We start from the raw sequence: 24,871 nt of genomic DNA, 5'->3' as shown, positions 1-24,871 counted from the left end.
CGTGTATCGACGCCTCATCGTTGTTGGAGTTGTTCTTATGCTGGCGGCGTGTGCTTCTTCTGATGTGCCAGCAGAGAGGCCTACTACCATCACACTCAGCTTATTGGGTGATAGTGGGATGAATCCAAATGTATTTGGTGAAAGTGCACCTGTTGAATTTCAAGTCTTTGAGTTACAAGACGACTCGATGTTTATGTCTGCTGACTTCGATGAACTGAAAAACGATCACCAAAAAGCATTAAAAAGTAATTTTGTTAACGTATATGACTATGTGCTCGTTCCTGGTCAATTCAAGTTTATTAACCCTATTGAGTTAGATGAGAAGACGCGTTACATCGGTGTGATGGCACGGTTTTCTGAGCCTGAGCTTAGTGAATGGAAACGCGCCGTCAAAATCATCAACAGGGGGCGAAAATACCATTTATTGGTTTATTTGAAAGACTATGACGTTATGTTGGAAAAGGTGGAATAAAAATGTATTCACGTAATCGTGTCGTATGGAATGAAGGGCTGTTCATTAAGCCACAGCACTTTCAACAACAGCAACGTCACATGGATTATTGTTTGGATGAACGAATAGCTTCGGTCAGTCGCTATCTTTTTGGCGTATCTGAACTGGCGATAAACTATGATTATTTGTCTTTTGGACGTATTACCTTAGAAAGAGCGACAGGGATCATGCCGGATGGTTCAGTCTTTCGAATTCCTCAAGAGGAAGCAGCCCCTCAAGCGCTTGAAGTGACGGATGCTTCTTTTGCCAACCAAGTTGTGTATTTGTGCGTGACGCTTCGCAGTGATGCGTTGTTAGAGGTCGATTGGCCGCAGACTCGTGGAAGTGGTCGTTATGAACATCGTCGTGTCGATGTGAAAGACGTACACTCTCAAAAAGGGGATTCGACGGGCGTGGATGTTTCTCCATTAAAGATACGTTTGATGCTGGAGCGAGATGATCGCAGTGGATTTGCTTCGTTCGCTATCGCAAGAATTTTGGAAAAGCGTCCTGATGGCAGTGTGTTGCTCGATCCAGAGTTTATCCCTTGCCTTTTGAATGTAGGTGCTCATGAGCCGCTTCACCGTTTTACGACGGAAATGGCGGGACTTATGCGAGAGCGAGCGAACAATATTGCACTGCGAATTGGTACGCCTTCTCAAGGTGGTGTTGCGGATGTATCCGATTTTATGTTGCTTCAAACACTCAATCGCGTTGCACCTCAAGTAAAACATTTGTCTCAGTTGCGCAGTCTCCATCCTGAGAGACTGTATGAATGTCTTATCAGTTTATGTGGTGAATTGGCCTCTTTCACCGATGAACGGCGACTGCCGCCAGAAATACCAAGCTATCAACACGAATCTCCTACTTATTCGTTTACGCCCCTGATGCGATACTTACGTCAAAGCCTCAGTATCGTATTAGAGCCTCGAGCGATGTCTCTACAGCTCGAGAAGCGTCAATTTGGTGTTATGGTGGCTCCCGTACAAGATCCGCAATTAATGAATGATGGGGAGTTTATCATTGCAGTGAAAGCACGCATGCCGTTGGATGAGCTGCGTCGACTCTTCATTCAGCAGGCTAAAGTTGCTTCTGTTGAAAAGATTCGTGAACACATCTCTTTGCAGTTGCCAGGGATCCCGCTTATTGCGCTTCCCGTTGCTCCAAGACAACTTCCTTACCATGCGGGGTATACCTATTTTCAGCTTGATAAATCAAGCCCGCTATGGAGCCAGCTTGAACATTCAAGTGGTTTTGCTATGCACATTGCCTCTTCATTTGATGAATTAGATGTACAGTTTTGGGCGATTAGGAGTTAATGAATATGACAGAACCTAGTCAACATCCCCATCACGCAGTGCACGACGTTTTTGAGTTTCGACGTGACGGGTTGAATCTTTTTAGCGATGTTTCTAGTGGATTGATGGGACTTGCGCTGCGTCTTAAAGGCCTAGCTTCATGCTCAAATGTCGAGGCGATATACGAACAAGTGCGTGATGAGATCCGAAACATCGATGTTGAACTCAATGAGGCTAACGTTGAGCCAGCACTTTCGTTGGCTTATCGGTATGTATTATGTGCTTTTCTTGATGAAGCTGTATTAGCTACGCCATGGGGGCCCGACAGTGTATGGGGCGCTCAATCTATGCTTGCTCATTTTCATAATGAAACATGGGGAGGCGAAAAGGTGTTTTCTATTTTAGAACGTTTGCAAACAGACCCACATCGCTACGCTTCGCTCTTGGTTTTTATTTATCAATGCTTAATGCTGGGTTTTGAAGGCAAGTATGGTGTGATGAAAGACGGAATGGCCATGCGAGAAAAGGTCATACAGCAATTAAAGATGGTAATAGACAGTACCGGTGGATCCTCCCAGTCGACAGCGATGCTTCGTCATGAACAAGTGGCCACACAGCATTCTGTGATTACAAGACAGTGGTCAGTATGGTCAGTCATCGCTGGCTTTGTGGTGCTGTGGGGTGTGATATTTGCACTTTATCATTCATCGCTCGTACAGCAGTCAGCCGATGTCCTCGCTGAACTTAACCAAATATTGCCATAAATCAGTAGGCTAATCATTGTGATCAGAATTGAACTTTCTACTTTAATATCGAAATTAAACGAGCAGAGTAAACTTGCTTTAGAGCAAGCGGCGGCGTTATGCATTGAGCAACAACAGAGTGAAGTGACATTTGAGCATTATCTGAGTGTATTGCTAGAAAACCCTCTGTCTGATGTGCGCTGTTTGTTGAAGCAGGAATCGCTTTCTCATGATTCATTAAAAATGTTGCTTAGTCAGAGTGGAGGAAGGGAAGCCGTACTGGATACTTATCCTACATTTTCTCCGATGCTGATTGAACTGTTGCAAGATGCATGGTTATTAAGCTCAACAGAGTTGCAGCAAACAGATCTACGATCTGGTGCCATTTTGCTAGCCGCACTTGTACGAGCACCTCGTTATTTATCTATCGAGGTAGTGGGTTTTTTCGAACAGGTTAATAGAGAAGCATTGAAGCATGCTTTTCATTCACGATTAGAGCAATCTGGAGAAACCGTGACAAAGATGGTGGCTAAGTCAGTCCAGCCTACTTCAGAAATTACGCAAGATGCATTAGGTAAGTTTTGTGTCGATATGACGGCTCAAGCTCGGGAAGGTGTACTTGATCCGGTCCTTTGTCGTGACGATGAAATGGATTTGATGATTGATATTCTATGCCGCCGCCGGAAAAACAACCCTATTGTTGTTGGGGACGCCGGGGTTGGTAAAAGTGCGGTTGCTGAGGGGTTGGCGCAACGTATTGCCGCAGAGCAAGTGCCAGAGCGCTTGCGCAATGTCACGTTACTGGCTCTAGATCTTGGTCGCTTACAAGCCGGAGCATCTATTAAGGGGGAATTTGAAAAACGTTTAAAAAGTGTCATTGATGCGATTAAGCAATCCTCTACTCCAATGATTTTGTTTATAGATGAAGCTCATACTTTGATCGGGGCTGGTAACCAAGAAGGGGCGGGAGATGCCGCGAACTTGCTCAAACCAGCTCTTGCGCGTGGAGAGTTGAGCACCATTGCGGCAACGACATGGAAAGAATATAAGAAATACATTGAAAAAGATGCTGCGCTAACACGCCGTTTTCAAGTGGTAAAGCTTGATGAACCGTCTGTATCACAAGCTTCTGATATGCTACGTGGCTTGGTAGGTGTGTATGAGAAGTCGCACCAAGTATTAATTTCTGATGAAGCCCTATGTGCTGCTTGTGAGTTATCTGCTCGTTATTTGTTAGGACGACAATTGCCAGATAAAGCTATTGATGTTCTTGATACGGCTTGCGCACGTATCGCGATTAACTTAACCGCGCCGCCAAAACGTATTGCGTGGCTAGAAGGTCAGATTGTACAACGATCCCGAGAAATTGAGTTGCTTGAGCGTGCCCAACTATTAGTACTGGGCTGTGATAATGAGCAACTGCAAACGCTTCGTGATCAAAATACACAAGCCGAAAACGAAAAAGCGGAACTCTTCGCAAGATGGCAGGAACAAAAAGAAATCGTGATGTCGAAGATTGCGGTGAGGACGGACCTTATCGAAGGACAATTAACGGATGATGAAATCGCTCAGCATCGTGTTTTATTGGCAACGTTAGATGCTCAATGGGCGTCGATTCCAAGCAGTGAGCGCTTAATGCATCCTTATGTTGATGAAGAACAAATTGCACAAGTCATTGCTGACTGGACAGGTGTGCCAGTATCTCAAATGAAAACCGATGAGTTGCATAAGATCACGCATCTCGTTGATTTACTGCAGAGGGATATTAAAGGACAAACACCAGCAATTGAACGAATTCATCAACATCTATTAACGGCAAGAGCCGATCTTCGCCGGCCTGGACGACCGAAAGGTGCCTTTTTGCTTGTAGGACCAAGTGGTGTCGGTAAAACAGAAACGGTGGTTCAACTGACTAAGCAGCTTTATGGTGGTAAACGATTTTTAACGACGATCAATATGTCGGAATACCAAGAAAAGCATACAGTGTCGCGTTTAATTGGCTCGCCTCCTGGCTATGTTGGTTTTGGTGACGGTGGCGTGTTAACGGAAGCTATTCGTAAAATGCCGTATTCTGTCGTCTTGCTTGATGAAGTTGAGAAAGCCCATCCAGATGTATTAAATCTTTTCTACCAAGCGTTTGATAAAGGTGAATTGGCTGACGGTGAAGGGCGTTTAATTGATTGTCAGAATATTGTGTTTTTCTTGACCTCAAATCTTGGTTATCAAACCATTGTTGACCACGCTCATGAACCAAAGCAGTTAGATGTCGCGCTGTATCCTGAGCTTGCTGCCTTTTTTAAACCTGCGTTATTGGCTCGAATGGAAGTGCTACCTTACCTTCCTCTGAGTACAGAAGTCCTTCATGATATTGTCAAGCATAAACTATCGCGCTTAGAAGCGCTGTTTACGTCTCGCTATGGTGCCAAAGTGACCATAACGGAAGCGCTCATTGACGAAATCATGAGCCGAGCTACTCGTAGTGAAAATGGTGCTCGAATGCTAGAAACTATTATCGAGGGAGAACTCTTACCTCCTGTTTCACTAGCATTGCTAAATAAGTTAGCACTAGCTTTGCCGATTAATCATGTGTTGCTGGACGCAAAGGAAGGAGCGTTCATTGGTGAGGTTGAGTAATTCATGAAAGATGGACTGGCTTATATTGCAGATATGGTTCGTTCACGGGGAACCTCTCAAGCTGGAGAGGCACTGCTCAATGCCTTAAGGTCATCGCTGTCGTTAAAGTTGGCACAGCTTCTGGTTTTTTCTGTCGATGGTCAATCAATAGTACCACTTAATGATCATGATGAAGAGCATTGGTCAGTGATGGACTTTAGTGCACCATTCGCCCATGTGCTTCAATCTGGCGAAAAAAAATTGCTCCGGGCTGAAGATGTTTATTATTGGCAGTCAAATGCGGTCTTTCACCAGATCACGCAAAACATGGACGAACAAGATGGTGTGTGTATTTTTCCGTTGAGTCGCAACGGAAAAATACAGGCACTGTTGTTTTTGATTGGTTCTTTCAATGAACTTCAATATGCCTTTGAGGAGCCGACGCTTTTACTGGTGCTTGATACGTTTTTATCGCACTGGGAAAATGTGACGGCACTCTCTCATCAGGCTCAAGATGTTGAGTTATTACAAGAAAAAATCGGCGAACTTCATCATCAATCTGATCGTACGCAGCAGCTTTCGTTGATGTCCACAACCTTGGTTGGGGAAAGCGAGGCGATGAAGACATTAAGATCGCAAATATTGAATGCGTCAGAGTCGATGATGTCTGTATTGATCCAAGGGGAAACGGGAACAGGGAAAGAATTGGCCGCTCGAGCTGTACATCACTTCTCTCCTCGTGCGTGCCAACCTTTTGTTGCAATCAACTGTGCTGCGATCCCTGAAAGTTTGCTTGAAAGTGAATTGTTTGGCTATGCCAAAGGCGCGTTCTCGGGAGCAGAACAAGATCGGGATGGACTGATTGCACAGGCTGATGGTGGGTCGTTATTTCTTGATGAGATTGGTGACATGCCTTTGGCGCTGCAAGCCAAGTTATTGCGTGTATTGGAATCGGGTCAATATCGCCCTGTTGGTGCTAAACATGAACGCCGTTCCTCTTTTCGCTTGGTTTGTGCGACGCATGTTCGATTACAAGAACACGTCCACAAAAAGGCATTTCGCCAAGATTTGTATTACCGCTTGTTGCAATTTCCAGTGACACTCCCGTCTTTATCATCGAGATTAGAGGATGTCGATATGCTTTGTCGGTATTTTGTCGAGCAATACAACAAGCAGAATCAATCTCATGTTCTTGGTATTGAAGCCCAGGCTCTGACTCGTTTAAAAGCCCACGCTTTTCCAGGTAATGTCCGAGAATTGAAGCATCTTGTGGAGTACGGTTGTGTCCAAGCCAAAGATGGACGATTTGTCATGGAAAAAGATTTGTTGCCTTTGCTGGATACTCCTAGCGCAGCGAAACATAGGGAAGAGCCGTCTCTTTCTGTATCAAAAGAAAAAGAGCCCTCACACTTGAAAGCGGCGATGGTCAAGTTTGAAGTGGATTTTATTACTCGACGTTTACAGCAGTTTCAAGGTGATCGTACTCAAACAGCAGAGAGCCTTGGACTACCAAAGCGTACGCTTGCATATAAATGTCAAAAATGGGGAATTCAATGAGCCGCGCCTTCTTATATTATGTTCGCTACTTAATGGTAGCCGCATTGCTTTGTTGCTCGAGTGATGCTCTATCCTCTTCTCTCTCTGATGAACAAGTAGAGGCGTTATTCCAATGTCGACAGGAATCAGATCGTTTAACGCGTTTAGTCTGTTTTGATGAAGTGATACAAACTCCGACACAAGTTCCTTCAACAGACCGTTTAAATGCTATGCGTTACCCTTCGCTATGGCAGCAAGTCTGGCGCTCTCAAGCGCGACAAAAAGAGGCGGTTCAGGTTTGGAAAAATGAAGGAGAAAACAACGCATGGATTGCGATCCGCGAGCGATCGGAGTTTCCGCCAAGAGCGCTACTGGTATTAAGTTGTGTTGATAATTTAAGTCGAGTTGATGTGCTCATGGGCAAGCCTATCGAGCCATTGGTACTAAAGATGGCATTAGATCAGCATTGGATCACGCTTCGTAGCGATGATTATGGCGTGATGTATTCATCAGCAAGAGGGGTTCCTGCCATTGACATTATGAAAAAATTTTCTTTCCAAGAGCTGGTCTCTTTATTGGTTGGTGGCGAGCGGTGGCAGTTTGAAACACAAGACGCCAGTGCATTACTTCCTCTGCTAAAAACGCGTTGTCATTGGTAAGTGAGGAGTAGATGGAACTAGATAATTATCGTAATTACGTTGCTGCGCCCATTAGTCACGAGAACCCTGTCGGACAACGATTACTTGATGATCCGTTGTTCGAGTTTGTCGAGGAACAGATGATGAAAGCTGGCTCTCTCGCTCATGGTTCGATTCAATGGGATAAGGTGGAACGTACGGCTGTTCAATTACTTGGTGAAAAAACCAAAGATATTAAGTTGCTTGCGATTCTTTTGCAGTGTCTCCATCACGATTTGACCCCTTCTCGCTGGGTCGTTTCTTTAGAAATCTGGGGAGACTTTATTACCCACTTCTGGACGCAAAGTTACCCCGCTCCTGGCGAGAGAGGCAATTTACCAAGGCGCAAATTTTTTAGTCAGATCAGTCAACGTTTTTTGACGGCATCAAAAGAAGTGAACTACGCCCAATTTGGTGAGCAAACCAAAGCCTCATTGGCTTTAGCCTTCTCTCGTTGGCAGCAAGCACTTGAACAAGAACAACTTGGTCAAGATGACATCACACCGCAGCTCTCTCGTTCGATTAAGCAAGGGATTGAAGAGGTTCAAAGACAGGCCGTAAAAGAGTCAGAATCGAACGTGGCGTCTTTGAAGGTATCCACACCGATGTCTACTCCCCCTTCTGTGGATAGTTCGTCAGAAAAGGCAACAAAAGAAACCTTACTCAAAGTCGCCAGTTTTTTGGGGGAACAAGATCTAGCGATCCCTTTATCTATTCGATTGAAGCGCTTTGCATTGTGGGGGGGCATTACATCAGTGCCTGATCATAACACGCAAGGTCAAACCTTATTGAGAGGAATGGTAACAGATCGAGTTCGAGACTATCAAGAACAACTGTCTCATGCAGACCTAGCGCTGTGGCGGAAAGTGGAACAAAGCTTAACGATGGCACCTTTTTGGTTTGAAGGGCAGTGGATGAGCTTTCAAATTGCTGAGCGGCTGGAGCAATCTCAATGGTGTGAGGCAATCACGCAAGAATGCATCGCATTTTTAGAGCGACTTCCATCCCTGACTCAATTGAGTTTTAAGGATGGCCGCCCTTTTGTTCCTGATGAGGTGAAAGCTTGGTTACTAGAACATCAACAAATGGGTCATGCCTCTCCTCGAGCTATGAATGATTGGAGCGAAAAACGTCATGAAGTAATGTCCTTGGCAAAAGAAGGTGATGTCACGTTGGCATTGACTCATCTTAATGAGGGACTGACACAAGCTACAGAGCCGAGGGATAAAGCCTATTGGCGTTTGCTTATTGCTGATGTTTTACAGGCTGAGCAGCTCGGTGCCATGGCACAGCAGCAATATCAAACATTATATACACAAATATCAACGATGAGTGTTAGTGAATGGGAGCCTTCCTTAATGGCTCAATTAGAGCGCGAACACTTGCCAAAGCAGTGAAGGTTTTAGTTTATGTGGAATATGATCAAACGTATCGGCACTCGATGTCGAATCGGTGTTATCGCAGCGATGCCTTGGCTATTGCTGCTTGCCTTTGTGCTTCTTCATATTGCGATATGGTGGTTAGGCCCTAGTTTTGAGTGGCGAGATCATCATCCTCTTGGTGAGCGTTCCCATCGATGGTTTGCCAGCGGCGGGCTTTTTTTGATCGCTGCTACGGTGTGGGGTTGGTCGCAATACGCCAAGGTCAAACGTTATCAAGAAAGAGATCGAAAAACAGCGCAGAGAAAACAAGATCCATTCATTGAAATCATTGAAGCTCAAGAGATCGAATTTAATGCTGTGCTTGATGAGATGAAAAGCTATACGGGGCGCCGTGATGCGTTGTACGGTCAGCCATGGTACGTCTTACTGGGTGAGCAGGGCTCGGGTAAAAGTCAATTTATTCAACGCTCCGGTCTGTCATTTCTTTTTTCTACTGTATTAAATGCTTCAAAAACTCAGGAAAAAAAAGCGTTTGATTGGTGGGTTGGTAATGAAGCGGTGGTCATTGATCCCGATGGTGCGTTGATCACTCAAGACGCCTCCCCCGCTCCTGAAGGAGAAGTCAGGCAGTGGCGACACTTTATTGATTGGCTTGAGCAAACGCGTCGCCGTCGTCCTTTAAACGGGGTGGTGGTAACCATTGATGTGATAAAACTTATCGAATGTGATGAAGCAAGCCGACAGGCCTATGCCGCTCAAATACGTAGTCGTTTGAAAGAATTGATGGAAACGGTGGCATCAAGGTTACCCGTTTATGTAGTCTTGACAAAATGGGATGGTCTGAACGGCTTTGAACCTTTTTTCCGTCATTGCAATGCCGCTGAGCGAGCGTCCATTCTCGGGTTTACTTATTCTCTACATTCTCTCGAGTCGACGGATGAATGGTTAATGGAGTTTTCCCAATACTACGATCGTCTGATTGCGCAATTGAATGCGTTGCTTATCGAATATGAAGGTGGACGCTCCGTCGCTGAACGTCAAGCGATGTTTAGTTTCGTTAAACAAGTTTCCGGCTTAAAGCATGGGCTACAAACTATGCTTGAGACGATGTTCTTACGAGATAAGTTTTCAACCCCGGCGCTGCTCAGGGGGACCTATTTTACTTCGGTAGAGCAGCAAGGTGTGCCGCATGATATTTTTGATGATGCTATTGCTCGTCGCTACCAACTGACAGCGCCATCTCGTTCGGCTCAACAGGCAAAGCAATCGTTGGTGTATTTCGCCGGTACTCTGTTTGAAAATGCCATTATTCCTGAAGCTGGACTTGCCACAGACAACATTAAAGTACTTAAGCAAAAACGTCGTTTGATGTTACATGCCACAATGGCATGTAGTCTCGCAACAATACTGCTTCTCGTTGGGTGGCAACATAGCTATGGAGAAAATCGCCAACGTGCAGAAAATGTGTTAATCAAGGTTCGTTTATATCAAAGTACAGAGCAAGATAAACCGCATTCACCTCAAGCGATGTTGGCATCGCTTGAGCAAATACGAAGTGCCATGCTTGCTTATGGCTTTTTTCATGAAAAGCCGAAGTACATTTCTGAAATGGGATTGTACCAAGGGCACACTATTGGCCCTAAAGTGGAAGCGACGTATCTGGAATTGCTTAATCGACAATTCTTACCGCTACTGATGAATGAGCTGATGGCTGAGTTAAGCCAAGCTCGTACGAATGAAGAAAAGCTGGCGGTATTAAGAGTCTATCGAATGATGACGGATCAAAGTGGCAGACAGAGTGATCTTGTGATGAACCATTTTGCTAAGTTGTGGCATCACCAATTTATGGGGCAGAGAGACACGCAACAAGCTTTGTTGCATCATTTGCAATATGCGCTTGAACATACCGATCTCGAAGGTGCAAAGATGGCGGGCGACCATACCGCTATTGCCGTGTTGCGCCCATTTGAAGGCGAGATCTCCAAGGTACAAGCCAAACTGAGTTTGATGCCAAATGAAGAACGCGTATACCGAAACCTGCGTAGTAGTGCACAAAGTGTATTAGGTGGCCCATTGAATATACGACAATTGGTGGGACCTTCTTTTGATGTGATCTTTTTAGCACGAGAAGCTCATGAAGAGCGATTACAGATCCCTCGCTTTCTCACGCAAGGGGGCTTTGAGCGTTATTTCTTACCTCAAATGCGTTCTGTTTCTCGTTTAGCGTTGACAGACAGTTGGGTGCTTGGACAAACACAAACCGCGAAGTTTAGTGATGCTGACGAAGCAGCGCTTCAAGAGAAAATTCAGGCGCTTTATATTGCGGATTATACGCGAACTTGGCGAGAAGCGTTGAATACACTCGATGTTCAAGCGTTTGCGAATTTAGATGAAGCGGTTTTGGTACTTGATAGTTTGATCAGTAATACTGAGCCGCTGCAGAAAGTGTTACGAACATTAAAGCAGCATACGCAGCTTTACCAACAACCTGACGATGAACGTGCACAAAAAGCAATACAGACGAGTACCGCTTTTAAGTTGGCTACTGCAATAGAGACGCCGTTTTCTCGTCTTAATAGTGTATTGGTAAGCCAAAATGGTGAAGAAAGTAACATAAATCAGTTGTTAGCCAGTGTGAGCGAACTTGATAATTACTTGAAAAGTATTCAAGAGGCGCCAGATAGGGGAATGGCGGCATTGGAAGCAACACAAGCTCGTATGGCTTTGAAAAATGTCGACCCAATTTATACGTTAAAACGGATCAGCCGAGGATTGCCTGCTCCCCTTGATGCGGTCATGGAAAAGGTCGCAGACGAGAGTTGGTATGTGATTAAACAAGAGGCGATCCAGTATTTAAATGTACGTTGGCAAACGGATGTGTATAACGTCTTTGAAACGCAATTTGCTCATCGTTACCCTTTTGAGCCATCAGCATCAAAAGATGTCTCATTAAAAGATTTTGAAACTTTTTTTGCGCCGGAAGGTACGCTTGATAGCTTTTATTCTGAGCAGTTAAAAGGGTTTGTGGATGATGCTTCAAACAACCAACACATTGTTAAAGAAGAAGTCTTAACCCAATTTGAACAAGCGAAAGCGATACAACAGGCGTTTTTCAATCGTAAAGGCGTGCTCGGTGTGAATTTTGTTATTCAACCCACACACCTTAGTAATAACAAACGCCGTAGTGTGCTGAATGTGGATGGGCAGCTTCTGTCATACAGTCATGGTAGCCGTGAGAATATTGAGATGATTTGGCCTAATACATTACGTGAGCGTGCGACTTCTAAGGTCACGCTGATGCCAAATCAAAATAATGTTTCACCTCGTAGTGTTGTCGCCAACGGGCCATGGGCATTGTTTCACTTGCTGGATCAAGGTGAAGTCACGTCTGCCAGCCCAACTTCAGTGGATTATCAATTCCATGTGGATTCAGGTGCTATGACCTATCGGTTGAGTTCTGAGGTGAATGTGAATCCTTTTACCAGCCGTTTATTGGCTTCATTTTCCCTTGCTCCTTCTCTGTACTGAGTGATTTAACGGGCAGCGGTACTCGCTGCCCGAATTTATTTGAGTTGACCTTATGTCCGTGTCTCTGTTTATTCAAAACACCTATTATGTGATTGCTTTAGATCCGCAGGCTTTAAAAACGTATTCTGCTTATGAAGCAGTTCGAGCTGAAATTAATCGCCGTGCGAGTCCTTTATCGGGAGGCATTGATTGGCAGCAGGTGAAAACGCAATGTGAGTGGCTAGCCAAAGGGCCAGGCATTGATTTATTGATGGCGGGTTATTGGGCTGTGGCCGTTATGAAGGTTCAAGGTTTGTCTGGACTGGCTAACGGTCTTGAGCTACTGAATGCAGTGGTTTCAATGCTACCGGATGGTGATAGTAAAATCGCGAAAGGTCGCAAAGACATTCTTGAGTGGGTGAATGCGAGAGTCGTGGAAGAGCTGAAAGTATTGAAACCTAACGTTGAAAATCTACGAGATCTCTACCGCTGTGAACGGTATTGTGATCAGTTGCATCAAATGATGCAGCTTAAGCAGCCGACTCTGGCGGTGAACTTCGAAAGTATCGGCTTTGCCTTGTTTGAGCATATCGATCGCCTTGAAGCTAAATGGTATACAGTGGACCATTCACACTGTTTGAAAGAGACGTTGTTACCTCCGTCCTCTCACTCATGGAGAAAGCAAGGTTTATTTTTGGTATTGGCAGTGCTTATTGCTGTCAGTGTTGGCTTGGCTTATCAATGGAAGCATCAGTGGCAATATTTCCACTTTGAACGTGTGTTAAATATTGAGTCGCTGGCTAAGCAAACCGCGATGCCTCCTTTTATTAAAGAAGACATGACGACACTTTTGGTTAAGGACGTTGATGTTCATTTGAGCCAAGATTTTGGCGTTCAAAAAAAACAAATAGAATCAATATTGATGGCATTTGAGCGGCTATCTCCTTTGGAGGCACAACCTGTTCGAAAGAAAGTCCTTTCACAGCAATACGTTGCGATACAACGAGTTGATAATCGGGTTGAACGTTTTCAAAATACTCGTACTCGAGTTGCAAACGTGGTTGGACAGTACAAAGGAATGCCACAATATCAAGCACTGCATTCACTAGAGACTTATGCCATTAGCCTTTCACCAGTGTATGGACGTATTGGTTATATCGAACGTTTAATGAAGGAAAATAAGCGAGAAGACGCCCAAAAAGAACTCGATATCCTGACAGGACGTTTGAATGATGTGAGCTGGAAATGGGCACAATTACATCGTGAAATGTCCAATCAAAAACAACGAAAAAACCTCCCGCTTGAGCAATAACTTGCTCGACTCGAGCGATGGATTGCCCAGTTGAGCAATCCATTGCCTGGTTAAAATATCATTCGTTAGTCAAGGTGTTGATAAATAATAATAATATTTTATGGCATGCTTCTTGATGTAGCTATGTTGCATACATTCATAAATTAAGAGGAATATTGCTATGCCAACTCCATGTTATATCTCTATTGAAGGCCAAACTCAGGGGCTTATCACGGCAGGCGCTTGTACACCAGACTCTATTGGTGATGCTTACGTTGAAGGTCACGAAGACGAAATGCTCGTACAACAATTTGGCCATGTGGTGACGGTACCGACTGACCCACAATCTGGTAACCCATCAGGTCAACGTGTTCATAAACCTCTTCAGTTTACCGTTTCACTCAACAAAGCCGTACCACTGATGTACAACGCGCTTGCGTCCGGTGAAAAGTTGAAAAATGTGGAGCTGAAGTGGTACCGCACTTCGCTGGAAGGCAAGCAAGAAAACTTCTTCACAACAAAACTGGAAAACGCATCGATTGTTGACATCAAATGCGAAATGCCACATTGCCAAGATCCAGCAAACGCGTGTTTCACTCAAAATATTACGGTTTCTCTGTCCTACCGTAAGATCACTTGGGACCACATTAATGCCGGCACGTCTGGTGCGGACGACTGGCGTAAACCTGTCGAAGCATAAGGTTTAACTCGCGCCATCACGTTTGTGATGGCGCTACCTTTGGGAGAATAAGATGGCACAAGGTGCATTGGTTGGAGATATGGGGTCTGGTCATGCTGACTACCCAGCAACGGTCATTATAAGTGGTTCACCGACCGTTAAGATTGATGGTAAGAGCGTGGTGCGCCAAGGTGATGCCATCAGTTGTGGTGGTGTGATCGTTGGTGGTTCAAGTGTCAATATTGGCGAATAAACAATACTCAATCATGTAGAGGTCAACATGGCTCTGTCGTTAGCATTTACCCTCACCATTGACGGACTGGATGAGAACACGTTTGTGGTTCGTGACTTTGATGGTCATGAGAGCCTGTCTCATCAGGCGTCGTTTTTTTCTGATTGCCATGGCTTTCATTATGATATCAGTCTAGCCAGTCGTCGCTCGGATTTGAGTGCGTTTGATGTCGTGGATCAGTTTGCACAGCTGCACATTATTCAAGACGGGGAATGTGTTCAACGCGTGCACGGGGTGGTCAGTGGGTTCACACTCGGTGACACCGGGCATAATTATACGTTTTATCGACTTTCTTTAGTGCCATCGATGATGCGTTTATCGCTTCACCATGACCGCCGTATCTTTCAAAAGCAAAGTGTTTCCGAAATCATATCAACACTGCTCCAAGAAGCGGGTATACAAGATTATGCCTTTGCTCTGACTCGAGATATGCCACTTCGAGAATTTTGTATGCAATACCGCGAAACCAACCTGGCGTTTATTGAGCGTCTTGCCGCAGAAGAAGGGTTGGTGTATCACCATGAGCATATTGCAGGCAAGCATACGGTCGTCTTTAGTGATGCCTCTGTGATGCTGCCGATGTTGTCAGAGCCTGTCACCTATCACCATAATGGTGGCGGGGTGGCGCCTTCGACGTTCATTTCCACGTTTGAACAACACACTCAACGAGGCGTGGCGGAGGTGGCGCTCGAAGATCGCAGTTTCCAAAAACCGGATTATCGTTTTACCCAGTCGGCTCATGGCCGTGAACTGGATTATCAACGAGACGACTACGCCTACTTTGACTTTCCCGGTCGCTATAAGGATAACCAACAAGGCAAAGCCTTGAGCCAAATACGGTTGGATTACTTGCGCCGGGAAGAGCATACCGTTTCAGGTCAAAGCAACGAACCTTTGCTTCGTGCCGGTTATCGTTTTTCGCTGACCGACCACATGGATGCGTCGAGTAACCGCGATTGGGCGGTGGTCAATGTTCATCACCAAGGGCGTCAGCCTCAAGCGCTCGAAGAAGAAGGAGGAAGCGGTGCAACGACGTATCACAATACCTTTAAACTCATTCCTGCCGATAACACTTGGCGTGCGTCGCCAACGTTAAAGCCGCTGACTCATGGACCTGAAATTGCTGTGGTGGTCGGGCCTGAGGGAGAAGAGATCCACTGTGACCAATATGGGCGAGTGAGAATACAGTTTCCATGGGATCGCTACAGTGCCAATGATGACAGCGCCTCCTGCTGGATACGTGTGGCGCAAGGACTGGCAGGTTCACAGTACGGGATCATGGCATTGCCTCGTGTGGGCGACGAAGTGGTGGTGTCGTTTATTCATGGTGACCCTGATCAACCCATGGTGACGGGGCGCACTTACCATGAAACTAATGTGCCTCCTTACCCGTTACCAGAGCATAAGACTAAGACCGTCCTTCGTAGTAAAACCCACCAAGGCCAAGGCTTTAATGAGTTGAGTTTTGAAGACCAAGCGGGACAAGAAAAACTGTATTTACACGCACAGAAAGACATGGAGACCGATGTTTTAAATGATCAGGTGGTGAGTATAAAGCACGATCAACACACCACCATTGACAATGCGCGTTTTACCCATACTAAACAGGATGAACATCATACGGTTGGTGGTCATTATCATCAACAGATTGAACAAGATCACTCGCTGAGTGTCCGTGGCGATATGCACCATAAAACCGATGGACGTTATGCCATGGAAGCCAAAGACGAAGTCCACCTTAAGGCTGGGCAAAAAGTGGTGATTGAGGCCAGCAGTGAGCTGACATTAGAAGTCGGCGGCAGCTTTATCAAAATCGATGCTTCCGGTGTCAGCTTGGTGGGTACGGGGATCAATTTAAACTCTGGAGGTAGTGCCGGCAGTGGGAAGGGAGTGGCAGGTCAATTACCTTCCTTACCATTAGGTATTGAAAGCCCAGCGATGCCTGATGAGGCGCTGCCCATTCAGGTCACTGAGCCCGTGCTACTCACGATGGCCGCCACCAATGTACCGATGGCACCGATATGTGGTCGTCAGGTGGATGGTTTATGTACTCGTGAGGATTGTCAGTGTGAATGATAGAAACGTGATGATGAAATACTGGTTAGTTGTCGATACCCTTCGTGTTCCCAATGCCATGGACGTGCTTAAATCTCACGGTCCTGTACAACAAGCGTTTGCATTGTACGCGGGGAGTGCGTTTGATTATGCGTTGGACAAAAGTCCGATGGTTATCGACTTAGGAAGTCATCGTGAAGCGGCGCTCTCTTGCTTATCGCTTCCGGGTTTTGCGACCAGTGCGGTCGTTTTTGATGTGGGGGAGTCTATCTCTGTCGAGAAGTGGCGGTCTCATCTGCAATCGATTTTTCTGGTCGAGATTGACCGTCAACCCATCATGGTGCGCTTTTATACCGATGCCTTTTGGGAGGCTTATGCACAGGGTTTAAATGACTCGGATAAACGCGTCCTACTTGGTGAAGCCAGTGCGGTGAATTGGCTCAGTTCAGATCAGAGACTTCAAACATTGTCTCGCCCTGAGGGCGAAAATGCAACGCCTCCCTATGCGTTGACCTCCTCCATTTTTAAACATTAGGTCAAAGATATGTTGTATAAAATCAAGCAAGGTGACTGTTTATCTCTTATAGCAGAGCGTTTCAACACGACGCCTGAAGCGTTAGCGAAACTCAACAGTGAGCAAATCAAACACCTTGATCTCATCTATGAAGATAATGTTTTAACCATCAGCCAACCAGAAGTAGTTGAAACCGATGGCTCTCGTATCGCTTTTGTTAAAGCGTCAACAGAGATGAATGGCGGCAATGATACTTGTGAAGGTAAGCGTCGAGAGTGGGCTGATATTTTATATGTTCCTTCCCACCCCAAAACGGGCGAACGAATGTGGTATGCAATTTCTGAGTTTGCTAAGACGCAATTGTTAGAAGAAAAAGCGGCGATGGCGCAAGGGATAAACCCGAACGATGCAAAAGCAACGTTACAGCATTTGAATCGTCTTGGGGTGTTGTCTAAATTCTCAGCTAAAACGCATGAGCAATTTATGAGTGAGGCTGACCGAACGACGTATCGTACTTTGCTATTAACAAAAGCCGTCATTACGACACAAGCTTATGGTAAACAAAAAGCGAATGATTTCTTGTTGTCTGCTGCCGCCCTCGTCAATATAGACTTAGAAGCGTCCCGAGCTGAGATTGCAGAAGATGAAGATGCGAAAAACAGAACGATATATCTGAATTTTTCAAACCTTTATCATGGTCGAGTGGAAGAGAAGAGCCAGCAAGCGCAAGCGTATTTCAATCAAACCGTCGATCAGCAGCTTCGAGCAATAGTACTTAAACGTATTGATGAAGAAGTAACAAGTCTGGAGCAAGCCGCCGAAAAACTCGCGACCAGTAACGTGTCAGAAGATGGCAGTCACTTTGTCTATGTTAAGTCACTTGAATACTTTACTACGCAAAAAGAGCGCACACTGCATGCCTATGTGAAACAATATCGACAAGCACGAGAAGTGCTTAAAACAGACGATGAAATCGCATTAAGCTCTCATGAGGAGGCTCGTGCCTATGTCGAAGCCTGGGGGGAGCATCTAAACTCCGCTTTTGATGAGTTGGTCCCAATTTATGGTGATACCGATTCGTTGATGTGTGCCAGTGCGCTGCGTTATCTCAATCAACATGGCTTAGTGGTGAAAGAGCAGAGCTTGAGACTTGACCAACTGGAAGGGACTTTACCACGCAACCAAGGGCCAAAGGCTTTTGAGCCTCTCGCATGGCGTGAGTCGGTTAATGGCCAAGCAAAACCACTTGATATTAAAGCTGAACATGTCGTTACCGCCATCAAAGAACTGTATATAGAATTGAAAGGGCCTGAATTGGATGTGCCGACAGCATCATACAACTTGTTTGATACCTTCAATAATGTTGATTATGACTGGTCGTATTACCCGACTAAAGCGCTCATATTGGTGGTTGATGCGACTCTTGAAACTCATCAGTCAGCGCTCACGGAGCTGTTTGGTGGGCATAAAACCCCATTTGATGAACTCTTTCGTTGGCTGCTTTGGATAAAAAAAGTCGCGCTTGCTCGTCTTGATGCCCTGAAATACTTAGCGCAAGAGAAGGCGGAAAAAGGGGCTCAAGGCATGCGTTTTTTGCTTTCAGAGACCAATACTCTACCTGTGGTGTTAACGTCATTATGGGATGAATCTGCGTTTAAACCTAAGCCTATCAGCCAGCCTGGTTTTATCAACCAAGCGAAATTCAACGACATTCAAGTGGTGGAGTGCAGTTTACTTTCTGATGGGAAGGTATTTTATGTGCGAGGGCCGCAATGGTACTTGCCGGAAAATGAAGGCGACTGCCGCTCAGGCTTTCATGTCAAAGTACTCACAAAACACATTACTTTTGAGGACGTCAATAACAGCGATAAGGTCGTGAAAGCATCGAACATCAATGAGGCTGTGGAAGCGCTGAGTGAGCCAAACATGACGGTTGGATTATTGCCGATAATACAACAATTGGAGTCAACCTCTTCGTTTTGGCAAGACAGTTACCATATTCGATACAAAGATAAGACCAAGGTTCCCAGTTACAGCGTAGATGCGGGCGCGCAATTTCTTCGCTTTGTGACTCAGTCGGAGCAAAGTCTGAATCAGCCGTTCGAGTCCTATCAAACGTTGATCAAAAAACCGACTCATTTTGGTACATCTGGTACGGCTTCTGCGAACTTAACCGCTTTGCAGGGGCAAATTGGATTTACGTGTTGGCTTCCTGCGCTCCCTGAAAATAAAGATATTCCGAAATTCTCTCCTGACAAAGTGAAAGACCATGAGCTCATTTGGAATTGGATAGATAAGAATAAAGAGCCTCAGACGTTTGAACTTGGCCGCTTTAGTGCTTGTATTGCTGGGTCTGTTTATGGCCTTGCCGCCGCCTCTTGTCAATTAAGCAGCAAGGTCGAATTTGGTCCGACGAGTGTGGATGACGGCTTTGGGATCAAGGGCAACACGGTTGGCTTGTTTGATGCCAATGTTCATGATGCTTATGGGTTAGATGGCGGTGATTTAAGGTCTGCAGAGCGTGCCAAAATAGCCAGTGAAGCATCAATGGGCGTGAATGCGTTTGCGGGCATCAAAGCGGGTGGAAAACTTGGAGCAGAAGTATACTGGCGATCGCCAGTAGATAACGCGCCACGAACCAAACTTGGTTCTATTGATGGTGAACTTTCAGCCTCTTATGGTATTGGTGCAAACTCCTATTTTGAACTTAAACTGCAAGGTAACATGTTGCTGCTGATTGCTAGCGCAGGTGTTGTCGTCGGCTCTGGAGGTAGTGGAAAAATGGCGATAGCGCTGGATTGTGAAGCAACAGATACCTTCTTACATCACTTGCTTAGTTTGTTGAAACGTAAGGAGTTTCGTCGTTTAGAAGTGTTTGGTGATGTTGACCAAAATGGAGAAAACGCCAGCTATGCCCTATTGAATGATGTGATGACCGTTGCTATCGCCACTGGTTTAACCATAGGTAGTGCGCTGCTCATCCCTACCGGGATGTTACGGAATTTCAAGAAGCAAACCTTGAGTAAAGATTATGCGCCAGCTATCGCAAAGCGAGTTTTGGTCGAGCAGCCTGAAGAGCAAGCGATTATTCAAGCTTGGGTGGAAAAACTTCCCCCTGAGACCCTATGTAATCTGTTGAATTGTTTAGTTCAACATCAAGACTCTAGCGATGACAATTACAAACAGGCACAAGCGATTGTTCAAGTAATGCAATGGCTTGCAGATGACGATAAGGAGCAAGGTGAGGCCAAGCAGCGTCAGTGGAAAGAAGCATTGATTGCGATGGGAGATTTACCTAAGGGAGAGAAAAACTATCCTCTTGAGTGGCAAACTTACAAAGAGCAGTGGTTTAGGTTGGCGAGCTTTGTGAAAGAGTTTGGTGGGCAATATAACAACGTATTAGAAAATCTCTTTAACAGAAGTTCGAAAAAGTTATGTGGGAATATGGTGCTGACAAAAGTGAGTGAGTATCGCCGAGAGTCGACAGGTTTTGTCTTTGGTGTAAAAACCAGCGAATATGTGGCATCACAATACGCGGCATACCCAATAAACTCAGTGGCTAATGGTCAGTATGTCGGTGAAAAAGCGATGATTGCGCTTGAAACGAGTCGAGGGCAACATCATTGGCAACTAACGCAAACTGAGGAGGAAATTACAGAGTGGAGTATTGCAAATGTGCTTTAGTCGTCTATTCGTAAAATCGATACTTTTGTTTGGTTTAGCTCTTAGCATGGTGGGGTGCAGTAAAGCGCCTGACCCTCAAGATGATATCCCACTCTTTGACTCTTTTATTGCTGAGAATATAGATAAAGTGTCAGATGATCCGTACATCTCAAGCACAGTGAGACCCGGAGATAAGATGTATGAGTTTCTGGTTAGCCTTCAACATGGTAGCGGAGGAACGAACTTCTTAGACCCATTACTAGATAATGGCGATCCAGAGGCAATGTTATGGGAAGGACGTTTAATCTTGCCTGTGATGCGATTAAGAGGTAAAGCCTATCGACTAATTCATGGGGCGATGCAAGCAGGAAACCCTTATGCGGCATTAGAACTATCAGAAGGAAGTGAGAGTTGTCGATATTATTTTGGTAAAAACTCTGCGGGCAATAAATTGGCAGAGATAGTAGGAATGGGGACGTCAAATGAGTCGGGAGTTTGCTCCGAAGAAAATTTTGCTTTTGCTCTTGAGGGGTTTGAGGATCTAGCAAAGAAAGGCGATTTACGTGCTCAATATTTTTTGCTCAAACAAAAAAACTGGGACCAGTCGACGGAGACTCGAGCTGAGTATATTCAGGAAATCATCCGCTTTGCAGAGGCGCACTACTACCAACCTTTGATGGACTATGTTGGTACGATTTTGTTTTACTCGAAAGAGGAAAATAAAGATATATCGAATACGCAAGAACAGCATGAATTGGCGATTAAGCTTCTTACGATAGCGTCTAACAATAACTATATTCCGGCCATTTATAAGCTATATTTCGCCACAACAAATAAAGATGAAAAAGATAAACTAATAAATAAGTCGTTTGTTTTAGGTGATATCAGAATGATTAAATATCAACTTTTTAAAGAGCAGGATGGGTCTCCTGAGCAATACTACTATAACACTATTATTAAAGAGCTTTCAGGTCGTTATCTTTTTTCACCAGAAGAATCAGAGAAAGAACCCGATGTACAATTACAAGCAGAAAAATTTGCAGAATCTATCCACTCTAGTGTTTACATTGATGGGTTTACAGATAGCGGAGATTGGAACTGAGTACAAACAACGAAGACGCACTAAGGTAACAAAAAATTCTTTGGAGTATGAACTTTTGCTGCAAAGTAACAAATTTTAACTCTTATTTTGTTACAAGCTAGATTCTCAGTAGTGATGGGCGATGTAACACTTTTAAGTAAAATCAAGATGTAATTACCGTAACCGATTCTAAAGGTAGAAAAGTCTATATCGAGCTCAATGGTGTTGAGCAAAGCAAATACCTAATTGAGAATATGCGCAAGACAGGATACGCCGTAGTCGGCAATGTGTTGCATGCGCTTATTATTGATGAGGGAGATGCTATCGCTACTCCTCAACATTACCCTCGGGAGCACTTACCTAGCTATTTTGATTTTACAGAAAAGGGAATCGTTAAATTTGTGAATGCCTTACTAGGCACCAATTTTTCAGATTTCGGGTATTCGACTCAACGAGTACATGAAACAACAGACTGTCTCTGTTAATACTATCAAGCCCCCATATTGGGTTTTTTTTCTTGAATTAGTGGTATTTAGTAGTAGAATTACTAATTAGTAAATTACGTACTAAATGCTACTAAAACGAGGGTCACATGATAGATTGGATCTTTCCTAGACATGCACTTGCCGAGCAAATTCTTGATGGGATGAGTAAGAACCTTCTTGATCGAGTATCTGTTTTTGCACCACGTAAGCGTGGTAAAACGGAATTCATTCAACATGATATCATTCCGATGGCCGTTGAGCGCGGAATACTTCCGGTCTATGTTGATTTCTGGTTGTTTGAAGATGATCCAGCTGCTTGCTTCTCTTACGGCGTGGATAAGGCGATTACGGCTCATGCGACGTTCGTTGAGCGTGTTAAGGATAGCGGTCGCAGCTTAACGGCTTTCGAGTTAATTACGTTATGGGGTAAAGCACGAGCAGAAAGAAAGCGAGCTGAAGACAATACAGCTAAAGCTTTTGAAAGGCTTGAGGCGATCGATATGCCCATATTGCTGCTGCTAGATGAGGTACAACACCTCAGTTCCGACCCAAAGTTCATCGGTTTTACAAAGACACTACGCTCCTTCATGACGAGCCGCCGAGACTCTAAAATTAAAGGGATATTTACCGGTTCTTCACGAAGCGGCTTACAGCGTTTATTCAAGGAAACCAAAGCACCTTTCTTCGACGCTGCACAGTCAGTAAAGTTTGAGGAGCTAGGTGATGATTTTGTCCGGTACCAGTTGTCTAATTTTGAAAAAGCGACGGGTGGCTTGACCTTGGAATTTGAGAAAATCAACGACTATTTTTTGCAGGAAGGACGCAAGCCAGCGCGTCTAACTGAGATACTCAAAAGAATGGTCCATGTTCGACTGTCGGATTTTGACATGGCTCTTGAGCTTTATCGTGATGATATTCTCGAAGACGATTTGAGTGGACAGCAGAAGTCATTGATTGCGTTGAAGGCGCTCGACTTTGCTATCCTCTATCTTGTTGCGATTGGTCAAAAAGGGCGCTTTTACTCACCAGACACGATTGAAAAGATGAAGACCCTTGAGCTCATACCTCAACAATCAAAGGTGAGTCAGGGTACGGTAAGCAATTCTATAAAACGACTGAAAGAAACGAATTTACTCTATAACCCAAGTCATGGCCAGTACGAGCTAGAGTCACCAGAACTTCGCGACTCCATCATTGAATTGATGCCTGAACGGGTAGCTGTTAATCGTCGATAGGTAAGGTTGGCATGATGAAGAATGACTTGGAAATGTTACTCAGCTCTGACAAGTACCAATCGCTTAAGGATGGGCGGTTCTATATTGACGGGGATATTCTCTACTCTGTAAAACTAAATTCGTGCTTTCTAGAGGAGGAACTTAACTTTTGCGTCTTTCGAAATGGCGTACTGATGGGGCATACATCAACGATAGGCTTCTCTTGTTTTTAAAGTTCACTTCATAAACAATACCTCAAATACCTCAAATACCTCAAATACCTTAAATGCCTTAAATTTAATAATTGACTTATTTAGATTATTTGGCATAATTTTAGATATGATCTTATATCGGAGCGATAAATTGAAAAAAATAATACTCGTTGGCCATCGAAAAGGAGGTGTTGGTAAATCTAATACAGCTGTTAATTTGGGGGTAGCTATAGCAAAGGAATATTATCAGGGACATACCGATAGAATTTTGCTTGTAGATGCAGACCCTCAAGGAACCTTGTATCGTTGGAATCAGCGCAGAATGGCAGATACAGAGGAGCAAGAATTTCCTTGTAACAGATTAGAAGGTAACATCAACAAGCAGCTTAAAAGAGAAATCGAAAACTATGATTTTATTATTGTTGATGCAGCAGGTAGGGATAGTAGAGAAATGAGAAGTGCAATGCTATCCGCTGATTTGATGCTTATGCCAACAAAAGCGAGTCATGCTGACTTAGAGCTTTTGGAGCATATGGCTGAGACAGTAGAAAATGCAAGGGATTTCAATGAGGGATTGAAAGTTGCAGTATTTATCAATATGGCACCAACTAATACACAAGCAGAGAGGTTAACCGCTAAGCAATTACTTAAGGAATATCCTGAATTTGTATTGATGAAAACAGTGGTAGCAGATAGAAAAGCACACAGGGACTCTTTTCATCATGCATACGGTGTTCACGAGTGGAAAGACAGCAAAGCCAAGTCAGAAATCAGTTGTTTGCTTAAGGAGATGTTAAGTGTTGTCTAGAAAAAATTTACAAGCACAAGAAAGACAGTTGAAGCAAGAAGAGTTTGTGGATAGTGCAGAAGGGACTGCGATTGTTCGTAAAGTAGGAAGACCAAAACTAGATCGTGAAAAAAGGGAACCTGTGACTTTATCGCTCACAAAAACAGAAACAAAAAACTTGGATGCTATACCTAAAAGAATTAATTTTCTCTCGTACTCTAATGGTGAGAATGTTGAGCTAAATCGATCAGACTTCATTAGATTGATGACTGAGCGTCTTTCATCTATGTCTGATGATGAACTTTACAAGTGGTACAAAGGTAATTAGGGTATAATTACCTTAATTACCTTA

Annotated in this window: 18 protein-coding genes; all 18 read left to right on the top strand. The window is 44.5% G+C overall.

The features are described from left to right. Position 1: 1 nt before the first annotated feature. The 18 genes from tssJ to LY387_RS26990 all read left to right on the top strand — a co-directional run bounded on the left by tssJ (position 2) and on the right by LY387_RS26990 (position 24,847). Positions 2–472 carry a type VI secretion system lipoprotein TssJ gene (gene tssJ / locus LY387_RS27075; protein WP_234498026.1) on the top strand — a complete coding sequence of 157 codons (471 nt, stop codon included), beginning with the start codon at positions 2–4 and terminating at the stop codon, positions 470–472. Positions 473–474: 2 nt separating this feature from the next. Beyond that, positions 475–1,809 (top strand): type VI secretion system baseplate subunit TssK, encoded by a 1,335-nt coding sequence (gene tssK / locus LY387_RS27070; RefSeq protein ID WP_234498025.1) that lies wholly within the window; start codon positions 475–477, stop codon positions 1,807–1,809. Positions 1,810–1,814: 5 nt separating this feature from the next. After that, entirely contained in the window at positions 1,815–2,552 is a 738-nt protein-coding gene (gene icmH, locus LY387_RS27065) for a type IVB secretion system protein IcmH/DotU (RefSeq protein WP_234498023.1), read from the top strand. 18 nt (positions 2,553–2,570) lie between these two features. Beyond that, positions 2,571–5,165 (top strand): type VI secretion system ATPase TssH, encoded by a 2,595-nt coding sequence (gene tssH / locus LY387_RS27060; protein ID WP_234498022.1) that lies wholly within the window; start codon positions 2,571–2,573, stop codon positions 5,163–5,165. A gap of 3 nt (positions 5,166–5,168) precedes the next feature. Beyond that, on the top strand, positions 5,169–6,701 hold the full coding sequence (locus LY387_RS27055; RefSeq protein WP_234498021.1) for a sigma-54 interaction domain-containing protein: 1,533 nt from the start codon (positions 5,169–5,171) through the stop codon (positions 6,699–6,701). Further along, positions 6,698–7,339: a type VI secretion system-associated protein TagO gene (locus LY387_RS27050; RefSeq protein WP_234498020.1), complete on the top strand. Its 642-nt coding sequence runs from the start codon at positions 6,698–6,700 to the stop codon at positions 7,337–7,339. Before LY387_RS27055 ends, LY387_RS27050 begins: the two co-directional genes overlap by 4 nt. Before the next feature lie 11 nt (positions 7,340–7,350). Further along, positions 7,351–8,754: a type VI secretion system protein TssA gene (gene tssA / locus LY387_RS27045; protein WP_234498019.1), complete on the top strand. Its 1,404-nt coding sequence runs from the start codon at positions 7,351–7,353 to the stop codon at positions 8,752–8,754. A 12-nt stretch (positions 8,755–8,766) separates the two neighbouring features. Further along, a complete protein-coding gene (gene tssM / locus LY387_RS27040; protein WP_234498018.1) occupies positions 8,767–12,267 on the top strand; it encodes a type VI secretion system membrane subunit TssM in 3,501 nt (1,166 codons plus the stop codon). A gap of 52 nt (positions 12,268–12,319) precedes the next feature. Next, entirely contained in the window at positions 12,320–13,558 is a 1,239-nt protein-coding gene (locus LY387_RS27035) for a type VI secretion system ImpA family N-terminal domain-containing protein (RefSeq protein WP_234498017.1), read from the top strand. 160 nt (positions 13,559–13,718) lie between these two features. Continuing rightward, positions 13,719–14,237 carry an Hcp family type VI secretion system effector gene (locus LY387_RS27030; RefSeq protein WP_234497959.1) on the top strand — a complete coding sequence of 173 codons (519 nt, stop codon included), beginning with the start codon at positions 13,719–13,721 and terminating at the stop codon, positions 14,235–14,237. Positions 14,238–14,289: 52 nt separating this feature from the next. Then, entirely contained in the window at positions 14,290–14,469 is a 180-nt protein-coding gene (locus LY387_RS27025) for a PAAR domain-containing protein (RefSeq protein WP_234497960.1), read from the top strand. Positions 14,470–14,496: 27 nt separating this feature from the next. Then, positions 14,497–16,584 carry a type VI secretion system tip protein TssI/VgrG gene (gene tssI / locus LY387_RS27020; protein WP_234497961.1) on the top strand — a complete coding sequence of 696 codons (2,088 nt, stop codon included), beginning with the start codon at positions 14,497–14,499 and terminating at the stop codon, positions 16,582–16,584. Next, on the top strand, positions 16,577–17,098 hold the full coding sequence (locus LY387_RS27015) for a DUF4123 domain-containing protein (RefSeq protein ID WP_234498016.1): 522 nt from the start codon (positions 16,577–16,579) through the stop codon (positions 17,096–17,098). The genes tssI and LY387_RS27015 overlap by 8 nt, the downstream gene beginning before the upstream one ends. Positions 17,099–17,107: 9 nt before the next feature. Beyond that, a complete protein-coding gene (locus tag LY387_RS27010; protein ID WP_234498015.1) occupies positions 17,108–20,761 on the top strand; it encodes a LysM peptidoglycan-binding domain-containing protein in 3,654 nt (1,217 codons plus the stop codon). Further along, positions 20,751–21,842 (top strand): sel1 repeat family protein, encoded by a 1,092-nt coding sequence (locus LY387_RS27005; RefSeq protein WP_234498013.1) that lies wholly within the window; start codon positions 20,751–20,753, stop codon positions 21,840–21,842. The genes LY387_RS27010 and LY387_RS27005 overlap by 11 nt, the downstream gene beginning before the upstream one ends. A 571-nt stretch (positions 21,843–22,413) precedes the next feature. Further along, a complete protein-coding gene (locus LY387_RS27000) occupies positions 22,414–23,541 on the top strand; it encodes a hypothetical protein (protein WP_234498011.1) in 1,128 nt (375 codons plus the stop codon). A 342-nt stretch (positions 23,542–23,883) separates the two neighbouring features. Further along, positions 23,884–24,540, top strand: a complete 657-nt coding sequence (locus tag LY387_RS26995; protein WP_234498010.1) for an AAA family ATPase — start codon at positions 23,884–23,886, stop codon at positions 24,538–24,540. Next, positions 24,530–24,847: a hypothetical protein gene (locus LY387_RS26990; protein ID WP_234498008.1), complete on the top strand. Its 318-nt coding sequence runs from the start codon at positions 24,530–24,532 to the stop codon at positions 24,845–24,847. The genes LY387_RS26995 and LY387_RS26990 overlap by 11 nt, the downstream gene beginning before the upstream one ends. Positions 24,848–24,871: the final 24 nt, after the last annotated feature.

It is taken from the genome of Vibrio maritimus (assembly GCF_021441885.1).
GTDB lineage: Bacteria > Pseudomonadota > Gammaproteobacteria > Enterobacterales > Vibrionaceae > Vibrio > Vibrio maritimus_B.
The sequence above is the reverse complement of the archived record's forward strand: the minus strand, read 5'-3'. Positions and strand labels throughout refer to the sequence as shown.

What these genes read in the sequence shown, in the direction of transcription:
- tssK (WP_234498025.1), top strand. Translation starts at nt 475, where the DNA reads ATGTATTCACGTAATCGTGTCGTATGGAATGAAGGGCTGTTCATTAAG.
- icmH (WP_234498023.1), top strand. Translation starts at nt 1,815, where the DNA reads ATGACAGAACCTAGTCAACATCCCCATCACGCAGTGCACGACGTTTTT.
- LY387_RS27055 (WP_234498021.1), top strand. Translation starts at nt 5,169, where the DNA reads ATGAAAGATGGACTGGCTTATATTGCAGATATGGTTCGTTCACGGGGA.
- LY387_RS27050 (WP_234498020.1), top strand. Translation starts at nt 6,698, where the DNA reads ATGAGCCGCGCCTTCTTATATTATGTTCGCTACTTAATGGTAGCCGCA.
- tssA (WP_234498019.1), top strand. Translation starts at nt 7,351, where the DNA reads ATGGAACTAGATAATTATCGTAATTACGTTGCTGCGCCCATTAGTCAC.
- tssM (WP_234498018.1), top strand. Translation starts at nt 8,767, where the DNA reads ATGTGGAATATGATCAAACGTATCGGCACTCGATGTCGAATCGGTGTT.
- LY387_RS27035 (WP_234498017.1), top strand. Translation starts at nt 12,320, where the DNA reads ATGTCCGTGTCTCTGTTTATTCAAAACACCTATTATGTGATTGCTTTA.
- LY387_RS27030 (WP_234497959.1), top strand. Translation starts at nt 13,719, where the DNA reads ATGCCAACTCCATGTTATATCTCTATTGAAGGCCAAACTCAGGGGCTT.
- LY387_RS27025 (WP_234497960.1), top strand. Translation starts at nt 14,290, where the DNA reads ATGGCACAAGGTGCATTGGTTGGAGATATGGGGTCTGGTCATGCTGAC.
- tssI (WP_234497961.1), top strand. Translation starts at nt 14,497, where the DNA reads ATGGCTCTGTCGTTAGCATTTACCCTCACCATTGACGGACTGGATGAG.
- LY387_RS27010 (WP_234498015.1), top strand. Translation starts at nt 17,108, where the DNA reads ATGTTGTATAAAATCAAGCAAGGTGACTGTTTATCTCTTATAGCAGAG.
- LY387_RS27005 (WP_234498013.1), top strand. Translation starts at nt 20,751, where the DNA reads ATGTGCTTTAGTCGTCTATTCGTAAAATCGATACTTTTGTTTGGTTTA.
- LY387_RS27000 (WP_234498011.1), top strand. Translation starts at nt 22,414, where the DNA reads ATGATAGATTGGATCTTTCCTAGACATGCACTTGCCGAGCAAATTCTT.